The following is a 15,536-nucleotide window of genomic DNA, read 5'->3' as shown; positions in this document are numbered from 1 at the left end:
CGGCCTCGGAGTCCATGCCAGCATGGACCCTACATCCTACAGAGCAATACCCCGGGTGATGACGGTCAGGACATGCTCGCAGACCTGCTCGATTGGTAGATGGCGCTCGCCACGGCTCCACTCGACGGCGGCGCCGAAGATGGCCCAGCTTGCCACGGTGGCCGCAATCTCGGGATCACCATGCGAGTCGCCACTGGCCTTGTGCTGCTTGATGCCTCGCAGCAGCAGTTCATATAATTCCTGCTGGGCCGCGCGTGCGACTAGAGGTTCAAAGGGACGGTTCCCTTCCTCCCAGCGCCGTTGTACCTCTCCCAGGAAATCAAAGATAATATGGATAAGGACCTGGAGCGAATGCCGCTCCCATTTGAAGCCTCCCGGCAGCCTCTCACTTAACATCTGCTGAAAGCGGCTATGTACCAGGGCATTGAGCAAGGCATATTTATCCTCGAAGTGGGCATAGAAGGTCGCCCGGTTCACCGTGGCGCGCTCGGTAATATCCTGCACCGTGATCGTGGAGAAGCTCTTTTCGCGCATGAGATCAAGAAATGCCTGCTGTAAGAGAGTACGCGTACGCTTTACACGCGGATCAAGACCTTTGGTTAGATTACTCATGCGCCTATCCTTTCAAGCCTGAACCCATTTTTCCATGCACTGAGCTACAATATCACAACACATTGCCACATTTGTTGCTTAGACAACACATTCTGTTATTTGTCCCTTGATTGAGCATGGTACTATTATAAACGACACCTGTTGTTTATACAACACTCGCTTAGTTAGCATGAAGGAAAAGAAGATGAACATCGCGCTCTGGATTATACAGGTTATTCTCGCGCTTCTATTTATTATGGTTGGCTCCATGAAACTTTTTATGCCAATCACGGGTCTGCAAAAGAGCCTGCCCTGGGTGGGCGACGTGACCTCGATTACGGTACGCTACATCGGCACATGCGAACTTCTCGGGGGACTGGGGCTGATCCTGCCCGCCTTTATCCACTCCATGTCTGACCTGACGATTGTCGCGGCCTTCGGCCTGGCGCTTGTGATGATCTACGCGGGTATCTTCCACTTTACACGTAAGGAATTCTCCAATATCCCCGTCAATGTCGTCCTTTTCGCTCTCACCATCTTCCTGGCCATTGGGCGCCTGCTTCTCAGTCCGCTATAGTGCGTTGTAAAATAGAGATGCATGAGGCGTCAGCCGCGCTCACGCCTCATGCATCTCTATTTTACAATGAACCAAATGGTGCCAGCGGAAAGGATCGGACATGGAGAGTCAGGAGATCGAGCTGTATTTGCAGGACCTGGGCGATGAGTTGGAGCGGCGCCGCTTCAAGGAGCCACTGCGCATCTTCCTCGTGGGGGGCGCGTTTATGCTGCTGACGGTCAAGAACCGGAAGGCCACCGATGATGTGGATGTCGTGCTGCTCGATATGCCCGATACAACTAATGTCACTCCCCAGGCGAAGGCCTTTCAGGCGGCCGTCCGCGCCGTGGCAAGTAAGCATCATCTCAAGCGCAAATGGATGAACGACGACGTAGCCTATTTTATCAAGGATATGGCGCCCGATCCCCAGCCCACCCTCTGGCGCAAATACAACATGCTGCATGTCTATCTGCCACCCAGGGAATACATCCTGGCGCTCAAGCTGATGGTCTTTCGCCAGAAAGATATGAACGATGTCCAGGCCCTACTCACAGCACTCAAGGTCACGACCCGCGAACAGGCCCAGGCCATCGTCGACCGCTTCATACCCGATCCCCGCTGGCAAGAAGAATATCTCCTCGAAGAGACACTAGAGGCGCTCTTTTAGCGCTGCTAAAGCTCTTTTAAAAAGAAGCGGAGAATGTCTGAGGGCTGCGCTGCTAACCCCCATTCGGGGGCAAGCGCACGCGCTTACATATAATGGCGCGAAAGGCCCCGTACCATTATATGTAGACACGTGCTTCAGCAGCGTCGGCCAGGAAACGTTGGAGGCCCTCTTCTAAGCCTTTGCGCAGAGATAAGTCTTGGTAAGTGGTGTGGTGCTGCGTCGGCGGCCACAGGCCGCCGACGCAGCACCACACCACTTACCAGCGAGCGCCGCAGGCGCGAGAAGTCAAAGCAACTAAAATAGAATATGTTACAATGTTTGCGAGGGCAAAATATTGCGATAGTCCATGAGAGGTGAGCGAGTGAAACTGCTGCATGAATTGCAGACAATGAGCATATCCTATCAAGAGATCTGCGCGGGTGAAGATCCCTGGATCGCGCTGGGAAACTTCATGAATGACTTCTTTGGCAATTTTCCCGAGCAGCGTTTAGAGCTTGTACAGGATCCCCTTCAACTCCCTATGGATGCGAACCCTGAGCAGTGGCGCTGGGCGGTCTTCTGCGCGGCCTCGGTCGAGTATCTCTGCCAGCAGTACGCGCTCTCCTGCCCCACCTGGGCGCTCGATCCCGCCTATACCCTTGACGAGCCCTGGTACTACGCGCCCGGTGCGCACAAGGAGAGCATACGCGAACGCCTGCGCCAGCGCACCCCCAGCGAGTTCACCCACCGCAACATCTACTGCGGCAACCGCATGTTCGCCAACAAATACGAGCTCGCCGCCCAGCACCGCGCATAAACCATAGACACCACGCAAAACGGCTTCCCAAGCCGCGCTAGTGGCACTGTAGTGCTCATCCGATCCAGGCGTTCCTTCATCTTCTCTGGGCTCAATCCAGCTTGCTGGTAAATCGGGGTCAGGATCGGACCTGGGCTGACTACGTTGACCCGAATGCCCCGTGGAGCCAATTCAACTGCCACCGTCTGTGCCACCGCTCGTAACGCCGCCTTAGCTGCGCAGTAGACGCTCGTCCCTGGCCGACGCCAGGGTGGATTGATGGGAGCCAAAGCGATCAGGATGATGGAAGCCCCATCGTTCAGATGCAGACGGGGCTGTGCTTGCGCGACTAGCACTGGAGAGTGCTGGAATGTCATCCCTTTGTTCATGGCAGCTTCTGCAGCCCGGCGGCGGTGAGCAGGTACCCGGGGGCAGTGGTCTCAGGGTTTGCCCGTACTAGGTCCACCAGGGCAGACCCTGCTATCTCGGGGGTCAACAGTTCCCCAGCTGCTTCAGGTATGCCTCCTCGGTCTGGCCATCGCGGGTCGCGTACGCTCGAACCCCACGCCTGCCCACGTCTCCGAACGGAGTCATCCTGGGCATCACCGCCGTGACGGTCATGTCCAGCCCGGCACGGCGCGACTCCTCCTGGGCGTATGCCGCGATGAACCGCTGGGTGGCCTTGGACCCGGCGTACCCTCCACTGGCCGGTGATCCGTTGATGGCAGCTCCACTGCTCACCACCACCACCCTGCTGCCAGGCGGTAGCGGCTTCAGCAGCGCCTCACGCAGCCAGGTGAACGCGATCTTGACGTCAGTATGCCAGTTGACGGAGAACGTCTCCCATGTCTGGTACTGGAGCGGACGCATCACAGGGTTGGCTCCGGCGACCAGGATGAGCACCTCCGGCTCGTACTGGTCCAGCAGGCTCCACGCCACTGTCGCGTCAGCCGCATCCGCGACCTCGGTCCGAATATTCGCGCTGGTAGTGGCCAGCGCGTCCAGCGCCGGGCCGCTTCGGGCGACCGCGACCACCGGAGCACCAGCCTCGGCGAACGCGCGAGCGATTCCACGCCCCAGGCCCCGGCTGGCGCCAACGACGACAGTAGTCCTGCCTGACAAGTCCTTCATCATCATCCTCTTTCTGTGTGTGTCCATGGTTTCACTGATTGTCGTACTCGTCGTGGCGGTGCCACCAGGGGCCGGTCTCGTTGCGACCGAGTGGCGCGCGGTCAAGCCACGGCTGCATGCTCCAGAGCCCATCCACCCCGCGCTCGTAGGTCGAGTAGGTATGGTAGACGACGTCGTCCTCGAACGCGAACGCGCTCATGCCGGGGGCTTGCCGCGCGTACGTCGCCCAGTCCGTGCCGACGCCCGCCGCGAACTTCGTTCTGGCTTCAGGTGCCGCCTCGGTCGCGGCGATTTCGTTCGTGCTTGAGCTGATGTTGCCCTTGCGATAGTTGTACTCGACGGTTCCCGACTGCTGCTGCTCCTCCGTAAATGAGACGTTGAAGTCGTAGTTGAAGTCGCTGTCGAACGAAGACGCCCAGGGGAAGCTCCAGCCCATCCGCTGCTTGTACGGCTGAATTTTCGCGAGCGGAGCCCGCGACACCGCGCAGAGCGTTGTGATTGGTCATGGCTTCTCTCCTTTCTCTGTCAACGAGAACCGTACCGCAAACAAGCGCCTTGCGAAAAACGGCCTCGCGTCCGGCTCTCGCGAAATCTCGTGATCTGCTCGATAGGCAGAGTATACCCTTGAACGCTGTGCCAATCTATGCTATATTGTCTTGAATAATTGTCCGATCGTCTCAAAAGAGGAGCATGGCATGGATGTGCTCACCGATGTGCTCAATGCACTCGAATTGCAAGAGTGGATCTCTGCGCGCAGGGAACTTACGCCTCCCTGGCACTATAACTTCGCGGCCAGTCACGATATGATCTTTCACCTACTCAGTTCTAGTGGTGGCTACCTCTCTGTTGAAGGAGATCCAACACCTCTGCGGATCGAGGGTGGAGGCGTCCTGCTCTTCCCGTTTGGGCATGCTCACTCGATCTGCGATGAACTCACGTCACCCTTGACTCAAGTCCTGCATGTGGACTATTCCGCGCAACGCGAGTATCAGGACTTTCCTGCCGCGTCCGATGCGTCAAAGATGGCGGTTCTCTGCGGCGCGTTCCATGTGGAGCATCCCGGTGCTTTTCCCTTGCTCCACAGCTTGCCAAAAGTGATTCATATTCCCGCCGAACAGGGCCACACGGTGGAGGGCTTCACCGAGATTGTGCAGTTGATCGCACGTGAAGCGGCCACGCCTCGGCTGGGCGCGGAGGTGATGCTCAGGCGCTTAACCGAACTACTCTTCATTCATGTGATCCGGGCCTGGGTTGAGCAGCAAGCGGCATCTTCGCGAGGATGGATAGCGGCGCTGCGCGATCAGCCGATCAGCACCGCTCTGGGCCTGATTCATCAATCTCCAGAACGTGGGTGGAAGGTTGAGGAGTTGGCAGAGGCGGTGGCCCTCTCCCGCGCAGTCTTCTCCGCTCGCTTTACCCGGCTAGTGGGTGAGCCCCCTATCAAATATCTCACTCGTTGGCGCATGTACAGAGCAACCCGCTTGCTCAAGGACAATGTCGAGATGGAGAAGATCGCAGAACTTCTCGGCTATGAATCGGCAGTCGCTTTTCACAAAGCCTTCAAGCGAGAAATCGGCATGCCCCCGGCCAGGTATCGAAAGCTCGGATAACCAGTCTCCGCGACGGAACTTTCCCACAAACCTCGTTGAGGTAACGCTCTCGATGGGAGAGGGCACTGATATGTCTCCTGTGCCAGCCTGCAGAAGCGTAGGCTCCTTAACTTGACGCCAATGAGACCAGCTTCAGCGCGTCCAAACCCCATTAATGGCATTGCGGCGCAAGCCAAAATCTTTGGAGGGCAGAAAACAACTCGCCTTCCGACATAGCGCCATAGGAACGTTTCGGGCTGCGCCTACAGGCGATTAATCGTCTTTGGACGCGCTGAAGCTGGTCCCTACCGGGCATGAGAGCCTTGCTTCAAGGTAAAGTCTATGAGCTGGCGCGCGAAATGAGTATCGAGGGGCGCGTGTTGGTTGAGCAGGCGATACCACATTGGACCGTAGATCATATCCAGGAGGAAATCCAGGTCGGTATCAAGCGTAGGCCAGCCCGAGGATGTGGCCCATGCTATCACCTTCCTGCTCCGCAACGGCTTCACAACAGGCTCCATCATTGAATGCAATGGCGTTCTGCGCCTGGGCTAGGCACCTTCGTTTCTATTAAGGGCAGGCGGACCTCAAAGAGTGAGCCTGCCCCAATTGTGCTTTGAACATATATCTCCCCTCCGTGGCTGTGGGCGATCCACTGGGCAATGGAGAGGCCGAGGCCCGTGCCACCGGGTTGGGCGCTCTCGGGTTGGGCCTCTCCCTGCCTGCGTGTACGCGCTTTATCCACCCGGTAGAAGCGATCAAACAGGTAGGGGAGATGGTTGTCCGCTATGCCGGGACCATCGTCCTGGATGCGAATAATACCCCAGGATTTTTCAGCCGTTAGTTCTACGCAGACATGTTTCCCTACGCCACTGGTATATTTGATAGCATTCTCCACCAGGTTCATAAGCATCCGGCTCAAATGCTGGGCGTCTCCCTCGATCAGAAGTTCGGGTAATTCACCTGTGGCCAGGCTTATCTGATGCTGCTGCGCCAATGGCAGCAGGCGCTCAACGCTGGCAAGGGCGATATCACTCAAATCGACCTCTTCCTTGTGCAGAGTAAACTGGCCCGTGTCCGCCCGCGCCAGGAGGAGCAGGCTGTTAACGATGGTCGTCATCTGCTCATTCTCAGCCTGGATACGCTCCAGCGTTTCGCGGTAGTTCTCGGGGGTTTGCAATTGCGTCGATTGCGTTAATGCCTGGTTGATCTCCAGATTGATAATGGTGAGCGGCGTGCGCAGCTCATGGCTGGCGTCGGCGGCAAACTGGTTCTGGCGTTTGAACGCAGCCTCCAGGCGTGCTAACATCTGGTCAAAGGTCGCGGCCAGCTCGCCAAATTCATCTCTGCGTCGGAGATGCAGGCGTCGGCGAAGGTCGGTCGCGTTGATCTCGTTGGCGGTACGCGTGATCATCTTCACTGGCTGGAGAGCCTTGCCAGCCAGCCAGTACCCTCCTATGGCCGCGACCAGCAGCCCCATGGCAGCATGGAAGAGCCAGATGGACAATAACTGCACAGGATATGCTTTAGCCTGCCCCACGATGAGCGTCGCGACCCGCGCATCACGCTCTAGAAGAGGTGTTACCAGGAAGCGATAGGTGCTGCCTGCACCGTGCCAGTTCGCTGAGTGCTGCGGCTGAGATACAGTCATATCAAATAATACCTGGTTGCTGTCAGCGCGTTCCTGAAGCTGCTGTATGCTGTCAGCCGGGAGCGTGCCTCGCGTGTCCAGAACTGTGTGATCTGGTCGTAGCAGGAGCACTACCTCATTTTGGGAGAGAGAGATCCGTTGTGAAGCAGGGTTCGTTTTCTGCAAGAGGGCCTGTTTATAGGTATCGCGCATGTGCTGTGTATCCTGGTACAGTTGCGTCTCCAATTTGCTTTCAGTCGCGTCAGGACTCAGAAATGTCTGGGTCGCATACAAGCTACCACCGAAAAGGAAAAGGATGAAGGCAATGATGGCCAGGTACCACAATGTCAGGCGTACACGTACACTGGAGAGAAAAGGGACACGAGCAGGTTGACGTTTTCTCATTGTGCCTCCTGCTTGCTGCCTGGGGACGAGAGGCAGTAGCCCACGCCGCGAATGGTTGCCAGGAGCTTCGTAGTAAAGGGGGCATCAATCTTGCGACGTAGCCTGCGCACATAGACGTCAATGACATTAGAACTGCACTCAAAATCATAGTTCCAGATATGCTGTTCAATCATATCTCGCGTCACCACCTGGCCGGGATGGTACATGAAGTATTCCAGTAATGCGTACTCCCTGGGTGTAAGTTCAATGGCCTGCCCTTCACGTTCTACGGTATGCGTAGCCGGGTCAATAACAAGACTTCCTATCTCCAGGCGCGCGCTTTTGTAGGGCTGCTGGCGTCTTAACAAAGCTCGCAAGCGCGCCAGCAATTCATTCATGGCGAAGGGCTTGACCAGGTAATCATCGGCGCCACAATCCAAACCCCGCACGCGGTCATCGATGCTATCGCGCGCGGTCAGGAGCAAAATGGGCGTTTGCACGCGGCGCCGGCGCAGCTCACGGCATACCTCCAGGCCGTCCTTCTTGGGCAAAAGGATATCCAGGATGATCAGATCATAGGGAGCCAGCTCGGCCAGGTCCTGCCCCTCCTGGCCATCATAGGCTGCATCCACACTATATCTCTCATTGACGAGATTCGTCTTCAATGATTCGCTGAGGCGGTAATTATCTTCTATCACAAGAATACGCATCGGAAAAGCTTGCTCCCATGTTAAATCTCTTCATATCCCTGGTAAGTGGTGTGGTGTCGCCCTGGCGGCCACAGGCCGCCAGGGCGACACCACACCACTTACCTAAGCGAGCGCCGCAGGCACGAGAGGTCACGCCAGAAAGGTGTACATTGAGTTTAATTATGGCACAACTAGATGACAAAACGATGACAAAAAAAGGCGCGAAAGTTCATGCCTCTGTCATCCATGCCAGATACACTATGGCTACCACTAAAGATGGTATATGAAAGGAGTCTTCTTAAATGATTGCGGTACAAATTACACGCTGGGTAGCCAGTATCATTGGCCTGGGGGCGCTCTTACTGGGCCTGGCCTTCTGGCTCTTCCAAATCAATCTGCTTAATGTACACATGCTGTTTGGATTTATCGTGACGCTCTCGCTGCTGGGTCTGGGCATCGCCATGCTCTTCTCTCGAGGTCTACGCCTGCTAGGCATAATCAGTATCATCTATGCACCGATCCTGCCGATCTTTGGCATGACTCAGGACGGACTACTCATCGGCGATCTCCACTGGCTGATTCGCATCGCGCATATGCTCGTTGGCATCGGCGCCCTCGTGCTCATCAGCCTTATTGGCGCACGCTATCAAGCCCTTAAGCGCAATCCCGGCAAAACGGCCCTGAAGGCGTCTCTCTCCTCCGAGAAAGGATAGCATGCATGTGGCAAACCATCTGTCTCTGCCTCCCCACAATGCCTGAGAGTGAGCGACTACGTTTTCTTAACCTCTATGGACAATTTGCCCACCCACACCAGGAGTTTAACGAGGTAGACCTGGGGCTGGCGTTCCTCTCGCATCTCACGCCCGCCGAGGCCCTGACGGTCCTTCAGGAGCGCCAGAATCTTATTGAGCGCTCCCAGGAGTGGCTAAGCACGCATGCGCAACAAAGCCACGGCGGAGGCTTGCTAAACCTGCTTATTCAAGATCATACATATACCTTATTAGAGGCCGAGCACAGGTGGCTAGAAGGCGCGGTTCGCCGCTTGCGTAGCTCGGCCACAATGGAACTAAACTCACGTTAGGGGAAGGCGCGTGGGGGACGACGCTGCTAAAGCACGCGTCTACATATCATGGTACGAGGCACTCGTACTATGATATGTAGACGCGTGCTTTAGCAGCGCGTTTTTACGGTGCCTCCTGCTGGTGCTTTGCTTTGCTTGCCTGCGTGACATGCTCTATGTCGGCGAGCTGGGGACGCACAATCAATAGGGGCTGGCTTGAGGCTTGCAGGACATCCTCGGTGACGCTCCCCTGGCGTAGGCGGGGCAGGCCCTCGCGCCCATGCGTCGCCATGGCGATAATATCGCATTGTGTGTCATGACAGGAGGTGGCGAGGATTTTCTGCCAGAGCGGCTCGCCGGGCCTGTAGGTGACAATGGAGGAGACGACCTTCAGTCCATATTGCTTTAGGTCACCTGTCTGGAAGCGCTCCTGACAGGCTTTCAGGTAGGTTGCCGCCTCCTCTTGTGCCTCTCCAGGCTCTTCTGTAGCAGAGGGAACCTTGACTGCGTACATGAGATGTATACGTCCTGGTTGCGGCCAGGCAAGGGCCTGCGCAAGTTCGGCGGCTGGCACAAGAGTAGTCTCCGCGTAGGGCGAACCATCGAGCGCGACCAGGATTCCTGGCGCTTCCCCCTTCTGCGAGGCCGCAAAAAGCCGCTCATCCCGCACTAGCAAGACTGGTACCGCACTCTGACGCTCAACATACTGCGCCACGCTGCCCATGAGCCAGCGCACGCCCTCCTCTCTCACGCCTCCCTGGCTACACATGACAATCAACTGAGCATCATACTCCTGGGCCTGGCGTAAAATGCAGTCACCCGGCAGCCCAACCACAACTTTGCTGCTCGCCCTTATGCCCTGCAGGCGCGAGGAGGCCATGACCTGCTTCAGATATGTCTCGGCCTCCTCAAGATACATCTTGCGCATCTGCTCCAGCATATACTCCGAGACATCCGTATGCAGATGCATATGGAACTGCTCCGGCGTGATGACGCGCATCAGGAGCAGCGAGGCGCCCGTAGCCCGTGCCAGGCGCCCGGCGATAGCCAGCGCCTCTTCTGATCTAGCCGACCCATCAAGCGGGACAAGTATGCGCTCGATCATAACCATCCCCCTCATAAACAAACCATTTATCATTGCATTACCCTCTACCTTTAAGATACTCTGAGGCTATGAATGAGTAGGCACACCGTATATTTCTATCTCGAAGGAGTACATTATGCCATCGACACCGCCGTCAGAGCTTGTGCTCAGCGAGCGCCAGGAGAGCGTCCTGGTTGTGACGCTGAACCGTCCCCAGGTCCGCAACGCCATCGACCCCGCCACCGCGCGCCGCCTGGCCGAGATCTTTCGCGCCTTTGATGATGATGACACGCTCTCCGTCGCGGTCCTGACGGGCGCGCAGGGCACCTTCTGCTCTGGCTTCGACCTGGCCAGCATCTCACAGCAGAGCGACATGCCGGACCTGCTGCAAGGCGGCGATGCCCCCCTGGGTGTGACGCATATGCAGCTCAGCAAGCCAGTAATCGCCGCCGTTGAGGGCTATGCCGTGGCGGGTGGGCTGGAAATCGCCCTCTGGTGTGACCTGCGCGTGTCCGCCGAGAACGCGACTTTTGGCGTCTATAACCGCCGCTGGGGCATCCCACTCATCGATGGCGGCACCATTCGCCTGCCCCGCCTGATCGGCCAGGGCCGCGCGCTCGACCTGATCCTGACGGGGCGCAGCGTCCCCGCACAGGAAGCCCTCGCCATGGGTCTAGTAAATCGCCTGGTACCTAATGGGCAGGCCCTTGCGCACGCGCTCGAACTCGCGCGTGAGCTAGTCCGCTTGCCACAGCACTGCCTGCGCTCCGACCGCCTCTCGGCTTATGAGCAATGGGGCATGGAGATGCCTGCCGCCTTGCGTAACGAGGCCAGCCGGGGCCAGGAGGTGCTCAACTCGGGCGAGGCCCTACGTGGCGCCCAGCGCTTCGCCTCAGGCCACGGGCGCCATGGAGACCCAAAGGATATTTAAGGCCTCTCTCCTTTTTATATGCTATGATGGGGAAACTAGGAGTTATGAGTGGTGTGGTGAGCCCTGGCAGCCTGCGGCTGCCAGGGCTCACCACACCACTCATAACAAAGGCGAGCGCCGCAGGCGCGAGAACTCAGTAGAGAGAGGAACACATATATGACACGAGCGCGTCTGCGTGACCTGGGCGTCACGATTGGCAACTACCCCACGGGCACCTATAACGCCATTACCGATGTGCCGGGCGTTCTGGTGGGACATGAGACCATTATTTCCGACGAGGGCCGCACCGCCCGTACGGGTGTGACCACGATTGTGCCACGCGAGGGGACCATTTGGAGCGACCACGCCTTCGCGGGCTACTTCAGCTTCAATGGCTGCGGCGAGATGACGGGCCTGCCCTGGGTCGCCGAGGCCGGGCTAATCCATACGCCTATCGCGATCACCAATACCAACTCGGTTGGCGTGGTGCGCGACGCCCTCTGCGCCTACCCGCTTGAGATAGCCTCTAGCTTTGAGGTACCACCCTCCATCGCCTCGTCCTGGTCGGGGAGCCTCCCCGTGGTGGGCGAGACCTGGGATGGCTGGCTCAATGATATCGAGGCCTTTCATGTGACGCGTGAGCATGCCTTCCGCGCCCTCAAGGCCGCCCATACAGGCGCGGTCGCCGAGGGGAACGTCGGCGGTGGCACGGGCATGATCTGCCACGAGTTCAAGGGCGGCATTGGCACCTCCTCGCGCATCGTCAAATACGCCCATGCCAGTTATACCGTGGGCGTCCTGGTGCAGGCCAACTATGGCAGTCGCAACCTGCTCTCCATCGGCGGCGTTCCTGTGGGCCGAGAGCTCGATTTCTCACAGATCGCCAGCCCCTGGATCGAGCCGCCCAAAGGGGGATCGATCATCGTCGTCGTCGCCACCGATGCCCCGCTCATCCCAGTGCAGTGCCAGCGCCTGGCGCGCCGCGCGACCGTGGGACTGGCCCGTGTGGGTGGCGTGGGTAGCAATGGCAGCGGCGATATCTTCATCGCCTTCGCCACAGGCAACCACCTCCCGGTTGGCTCACAAAGCCCCATCGACCTCCAGATGCTACCCCATGACCATATGGATCCCATTATTGAGGCCGTCGCCGAAGCCACCGAGGAATCCATCCTCAACGCCCTCACCGCCGCCGACACCATGGTCGGCTATAAGGGCCGCACCGTCTATGGCCTCCCCCTCGACGAGGTCACCCGCGTCATGCGCAAGTATCGCCCCAGCGCAATGTAAGAAATGCTCACAATTGAAAAGGAAAAGTGGGGAGTGCAGAGGGAGTCAGCCTCTCTGCACTCCCCACTTTTCCTTTTCAATTGAACTCGAATTGAGCAAAAAAACGTCACCCTGGAAGATTTAACCGTGTTCGATATTAGGGTCGATGCTGACCGCTTTTGATGGTAATATTTAGAGAAAAGAAGCAGAAAGGAATACACCTTATGGCTGAACAACCGATGGAGACGACGCTGCGCACCGCTCTGTGGCGGCAGTTCGGCGCAGCCATCGATATGCTTGAAAACGCCCTGGTGGCCTGCCCTGCCTCGCTGTGGAGAGAGCGCCTCTGGCGCGAGCGTCCGGATCATCCCCTCCCATCGTGGTTCCCACCTGAGTTCTCGCAGTTCTGGTATATCGCGTATCATACGCTCTTCTGGCTCGACTTGTATCTCTCGGGCTCCCAGGAGGAGGACTTCACTCCCCCAGCCCCTTTTATCTGGACTGAGCTCAACCCCGCCGCATCGCCCGAACAGCCCTATACAAAGGAGGAACTACTCACTTATCTGGCGGCGATGCGGCGCAAGTGCCACGCTACGATTTTCGCGCTGACAGACGAGCGTGCGCACCAGACCGTCTCCTACCCCTGGACGGGGGAGCAGGCTGCCAGTTTCTTGGAGTTACACCTCTACACTATGCGCCACGTGCAGGAACATGCGGCCCAGTTGAACCTCTTTCTCGGGCAGCACGGCATCCCGGACGAAGCGCTCGACTCGGTCGCGCGAGCGAAGGATGACCCTGACAGCCAATAAGCGTTTGCGGAGTGGCATCTTCGCCCGCAAGCTCCCCTAAACTCAGAGATAATGAGAGGGTGTGTACATGGAAAACGGCCTTGTCGTTTTCCATGTACACACCCTCTCATTTATAATTTCTTTGCTCAAGATGACTTTTTGTTGTATGCTAACACATGTATAGTGTATGTAATTAATAGTTCAGTAATCTTTACAATTCCAAATAAAGTAGAGATTTTATGATAAAGGAGCGACTTCATTATGCCTTTGGGAACCTGGTGGCGTGGAGATAACCTTCCACAACTTCCCCCTTTACCATCTTTTTCTGCGCGCACCAGCACAGATATTTCTCTCATCGCTGAGATAACTGAGCTTTCTATGCAGGAGGTCGACAAGCGCCTCGGCGAGAAGAATCTCTTCTACATCGCCTACATGGAAGAGACACCCACCTCCTATGGCTGGGTCGCGACACGTGAAGGCTACATTCTCGAATTTCAACTCTTCTTCCCTATTCACGCCAATGAGCGCTACCTGTGGGACTTCAGGACACTTCCCGAATGGCGTGGACGCGGCATCTACCCCCATCTCTTACAGGGCATCATGCGCCAGGAACCCGCCCAGGTGGAACGCTTCTGGATTGGCTATGCCCCTGGTAATGAAGCCTCCAGGCGCGGCATTAGCAAAGCCGGCTTCCACTTTGTGGGCGAGTTCGCCTTTGATGGCGCACATAAACTCAGCTTTGAGACCTTTGATATGAGCGAGCGCTCCCTGGCTGGGGCCGCTTTCTACCAGCTTCCCATCCTCGTCCAGAAGTCCTCCGAGCAAGATGTCCAGGGCGCCTGACAATTTGCATAAATCAATTGTAGGGCCCAGGCTTGCCTGGACTTCTCCCGCTATAAGAGCAATTTACAAACCGATACGCTCATGGCTTAGCAGCCAGCGCTTCCGTTCCAGCCCACCCGCGTACCCGGTGAGAGATGCGTCGGCTCCGACGACGCGGTGACACGGCAAGACGATTGCCACCGGGTTCAACCCATTCGTGCGTCCCACTGCCCGGGACGCTGTTGGCCTCCCTAGCTTGCTCGCCAGGGCACCATAGCTCAGCGTCTGCCCTGGCGGGATAGAGCGCAGCGCCTGCCAGACCTGTTGCTGGAAAGGCGTCCCGCCCGTACTTACAGGTATCTCGTCCAGGCTATGATAATCGCCCTCCAGGTAGCGACGCACCCGGCTACTAAAGCCGCAAGGGTCCGCCTGCGGCACCAGGCTCACCGGCCCATACCTCCGCTCCAACAACATCATCATACGCTGCTCATAGTCCGCGTAGTCCAGCGAACAGAGCCGCCCTTCATCCTCTACCAGCACAATCGTACCAACTGGCGACTCCAAACTATCCACATGTAAGCGCTTCATAAGTCGTTTCCCATCCTTTCTCGCACAACACGGAATGCAATGCAAGCGCGAAAACATTCCGGTAGGGACCCGCTTTAGCACGTCCGAAGGCCATTTATGGCAGTGCGGCGCAAGCTTTTGTTGCCAGTGAAGAGGCAACGTTTAACGCGGCATGACGCAAGAGAATGCTTCGGGCTGCGCCCACAGGTGATCAATCGCCTTCGGACGCGCTAAAGCGGGCCCCTACCGAGGTCTACACTTATGATAGCGCGTACTCTGGGGACTCGCTGGCGGTTTTCGGACATGAAGGTGCCTCAACGTCTTCAGGCCGAGCGATACGCTACGCTCAGGCCCTTGCCGATGGGAAGGACCAGCTTCTCAAACTGGGGAAGTTCATCGAGGGCCTTCAAGTAACCAGTAATCTCGTCGGGATGCGAAATGACATTATCGGCCAGGAGGAAGACATCGGGGGCCAGTTTGGGGAGCAGCAGACTGACCTGCGCGGGCGCGCTATAACGGTCGGCATCGAAGAAGACACAATCAAGCGGGCCGGACAGGCCGGCGATAATCTCTGTGGCGTTGCCGCACTTGAGGTCAACAAACTCTCTCAGGCCAGCCTGACGCAGGTTGGCATCGGCCAGCTCATGCTTATGTGGATCGCGGTCAATGCTCACCACACGCCCGGTCTGCTCTGATGCCGCCCAGGCTAGCCAGGTCGTACTATAACCATTCGAGGTGCCAATTTCCAGAATATGCTTGCGCCGCGTGCTACGCAATAAGATATGGAGGAACTGAGCCGTCTCTGGCTCCAGATTGAGCATCTTCTGGCCGCGCTCTTGCGTGTGAGCATCATTCGCCTGTCCCTGCGTATACAGTTCTTCTAAGAACGCTCGAACATCAATGTTACTCATAAATCGCTCCTTTTTCTTCCCAGTGTAGCACACAATCAGGGTAAGGTATGTGATGAGCATAGTTGGCGGGCATCCGCCCGCCAACTATGCTCATCACATACCTCTAATGTTCATGT

The 15,536-nt window shown here is 57.3% G+C and carries 19 protein-coding genes and 1 pseudogene; 10 read left to right on the top strand and 10 right to left on the bottom strand.

Features of this window, described 5'->3' with window-relative positions; genetic code table 11:
• Window positions 1-36: 36 nt before the first annotated feature.
• Entirely contained in the window at window positions 37-612 is a 576-nt protein-coding gene (locus KRAC_RS33190; protein WP_007914916.1) for a TetR/AcrR family transcriptional regulator, read from the bottom strand.
• A gap of 184 nt (window positions 613-796) precedes the next feature.
• On the opposite strand from KRAC_RS33190, the gene KRAC_RS33185 reads away from it, so the two are divergent.
• The 3 genes from KRAC_RS33185 to KRAC_RS33175 all read left to right on the top strand — a co-directional run bounded on the left by KRAC_RS33185 (window position 797) and on the right by KRAC_RS33175 (window position 2,610).
• Window positions 797-1,168, top strand: coding sequence for a DoxX family protein (locus tag KRAC_RS33185; RefSeq protein ID WP_007914914.1), 372 nt, complete (start codon window positions 797-799; stop codon window positions 1,166-1,168).
• Between the two features lie 100 nt (window positions 1,169-1,268).
• The gene (locus KRAC_RS33180; RefSeq protein WP_007914912.1) at window positions 1,269-1,814 is read left to right on the top strand and encodes a DUF6036 family nucleotidyltransferase; all 546 of its coding nucleotides are present in this window, start codon (window positions 1,269-1,271) and stop codon (window positions 1,812-1,814) included.
• Window positions 1,815-2,175: 361 nt separating this feature from the next.
• Window positions 2,176-2,610, top strand: a complete 435-nt coding sequence (locus tag KRAC_RS33175; RefSeq protein ID WP_007914910.1) for a hypothetical protein — start codon at window positions 2,176-2,178, stop codon at window positions 2,608-2,610.
• Here the strand turns inward: KRAC_RS33175 and KRAC_RS66770 are convergent.
• From KRAC_RS66770 to KRAC_RS33165, 3 genes and pseudogenes are all read right to left on the bottom strand, one after another.
• On the bottom strand, window positions 2,550-2,978 hold the full coding sequence (locus KRAC_RS66770; RefSeq protein ID WP_075164429.1) for an SDR family oxidoreductase: 429 nt from the start codon (window positions 2,976-2,978) through the stop codon (window positions 2,550-2,552). The two genes, KRAC_RS33175 and KRAC_RS66770, sit on opposite strands and share 61 nt — an antisense overlap.
• A gap of 103 nt (window positions 2,979-3,081) precedes the next feature.
• Window positions 3,082-3,720, bottom strand: coding sequence for an SDR family oxidoreductase (locus tag KRAC_RS79850; protein WP_007914908.1), 639 nt, complete (start codon window positions 3,718-3,720; stop codon window positions 3,082-3,084).
• 31 nt (window positions 3,721-3,751) lie between these two features.
• Window positions 3,752-4,213, bottom strand: a pseudogene (locus KRAC_RS33165) (DUF899 family protein); the annotation flags it as partial.
• A gap of 202 nt (window positions 4,214-4,415) precedes the next feature.
• Here KRAC_RS33165 and KRAC_RS33160 point away from each other — a divergent pair.
• Window positions 4,416-5,330 carry an AraC family transcriptional regulator gene (locus KRAC_RS33160; protein ID WP_007914906.1) on the top strand — a complete coding sequence of 305 codons (915 nt, stop codon included), beginning with the start codon at window positions 4,416-4,418 and terminating at the stop codon, window positions 5,328-5,330.
• Window positions 5,331-5,614: 284 nt separating this feature from the next.
• On the opposite strand, the gene KRAC_RS33155 is transcribed toward KRAC_RS33160, so the two are convergent.
• The 3 genes from KRAC_RS33155 to KRAC_RS33145 are packed head-to-tail and all read right to left on the bottom strand — an operon-like array spanning window position 5,615 to window position 8,033.
• Window positions 5,615-5,818 (bottom strand): TetR-like C-terminal domain-containing protein, encoded by a 204-nt coding sequence (locus KRAC_RS33155; protein WP_211221367.1) that lies wholly within the window; start codon window positions 5,816-5,818, stop codon window positions 5,615-5,617.
• An 11-nt stretch (window positions 5,819-5,829) separates the two neighbouring features.
• Window positions 5,830-7,344 (bottom strand): sensor histidine kinase, encoded by a 1,515-nt coding sequence (locus KRAC_RS62980; protein ID WP_007914904.1) that lies wholly within the window; start codon window positions 7,342-7,344, stop codon window positions 5,830-5,832.
• On the bottom strand, window positions 7,341-8,033 hold the full coding sequence (locus tag KRAC_RS33145; RefSeq protein WP_007914902.1) for a response regulator transcription factor: 693 nt from the start codon (window positions 8,031-8,033) through the stop codon (window positions 7,341-7,343). Before KRAC_RS33145 ends, KRAC_RS62980 begins: the two co-directional genes overlap by 4 nt.
• 281 nt (window positions 8,034-8,314) lie before the next feature.
• On the opposite strand from KRAC_RS33145, the gene KRAC_RS33140 reads away from it, so the two are divergent.
• Window positions 8,315-8,725, top strand: coding sequence for a hypothetical protein (locus KRAC_RS33140; protein WP_007914900.1), 411 nt, complete (start codon window positions 8,315-8,317; stop codon window positions 8,723-8,725).
• A gap of 5 nt (window positions 8,726-8,730) precedes the next feature.
• Window positions 8,731-9,093, top strand: coding sequence for a hypothetical protein (locus KRAC_RS33135; RefSeq protein WP_007914897.1), 363 nt, complete (start codon window positions 8,731-8,733; stop codon window positions 9,091-9,093).
• Between the two features lie 103 nt (window positions 9,094-9,196).
• Here KRAC_RS33135 and KRAC_RS33130 read toward each other — a convergent pair whose 3' ends face one another.
• Window positions 9,197-10,177, bottom strand: coding sequence for a universal stress protein (locus KRAC_RS33130; protein ID WP_040445494.1), 981 nt, complete (start codon window positions 10,175-10,177; stop codon window positions 9,197-9,199).
• A 115-nt stretch (window positions 10,178-10,292) separates the two neighbouring features.
• Between KRAC_RS33130 and KRAC_RS33125 the strand changes: the two genes are divergently transcribed.
• The 4 genes from KRAC_RS33125 (at window position 10,293) to KRAC_RS33110 (ending at window position 13,963) form a co-directional block, all read left to right on the top strand.
• Entirely contained in the window at window positions 10,293-11,087 is a 795-nt protein-coding gene (locus KRAC_RS33125; RefSeq protein ID WP_007914883.1) for a crotonase/enoyl-CoA hydratase family protein, read from the top strand.
• A gap of 156 nt (window positions 11,088-11,243) precedes the next feature.
• On the top strand, window positions 11,244-12,353 hold the full coding sequence (locus KRAC_RS33120; protein WP_007914882.1) for a DmpA family aminopeptidase: 1,110 nt from the start codon (window positions 11,244-11,246) through the stop codon (window positions 12,351-12,353).
• Window positions 12,354-12,556: 203 nt separating this feature from the next.
• The gene (locus KRAC_RS33115; protein WP_007914881.1) at window positions 12,557-13,141 is read left to right on the top strand and encodes a DinB family protein; all 585 of its coding nucleotides are present in this window, start codon (window positions 12,557-12,559) and stop codon (window positions 13,139-13,141) included.
• Window positions 13,142-13,381: 240 nt separating this feature from the next.
• Entirely contained in the window at window positions 13,382-13,963 is a 582-nt protein-coding gene (locus tag KRAC_RS33110) for a GNAT family N-acetyltransferase (protein ID WP_007914880.1), read from the top strand.
• A gap of 63 nt (window positions 13,964-14,026) precedes the next feature.
• Here KRAC_RS33110 and KRAC_RS33105 read toward each other — a convergent pair whose 3' ends face one another.
• Window positions 14,027-14,530, bottom strand: coding sequence for a methylated-DNA--[protein]-cysteine S-methyltransferase (locus KRAC_RS33105; protein WP_007914879.1), 504 nt, complete (start codon window positions 14,528-14,530; stop codon window positions 14,027-14,029).
• A gap of 302 nt (window positions 14,531-14,832) precedes the next feature.
• The gene (locus KRAC_RS33100; protein WP_007914878.1) at window positions 14,833-15,420 is read right to left on the bottom strand and encodes an O-methyltransferase; all 588 of its coding nucleotides are present in this window, start codon (window positions 15,418-15,420) and stop codon (window positions 14,833-14,835) included.
• Window positions 15,421-15,536: the final 116 nt, after the last annotated feature.

Source organism: Ktedonobacter racemifer DSM 44963 (assembly GCF_000178855.1).
In the GTDB taxonomy this organism is placed as follows: Bacteria; Chloroflexota; Ktedonobacteria; order Ktedonobacterales; family Ktedonobacteraceae; genus Ktedonobacter; species Ktedonobacter racemifer.
This window is presented reverse-complemented; position numbering and strand designations above follow the sequence as displayed.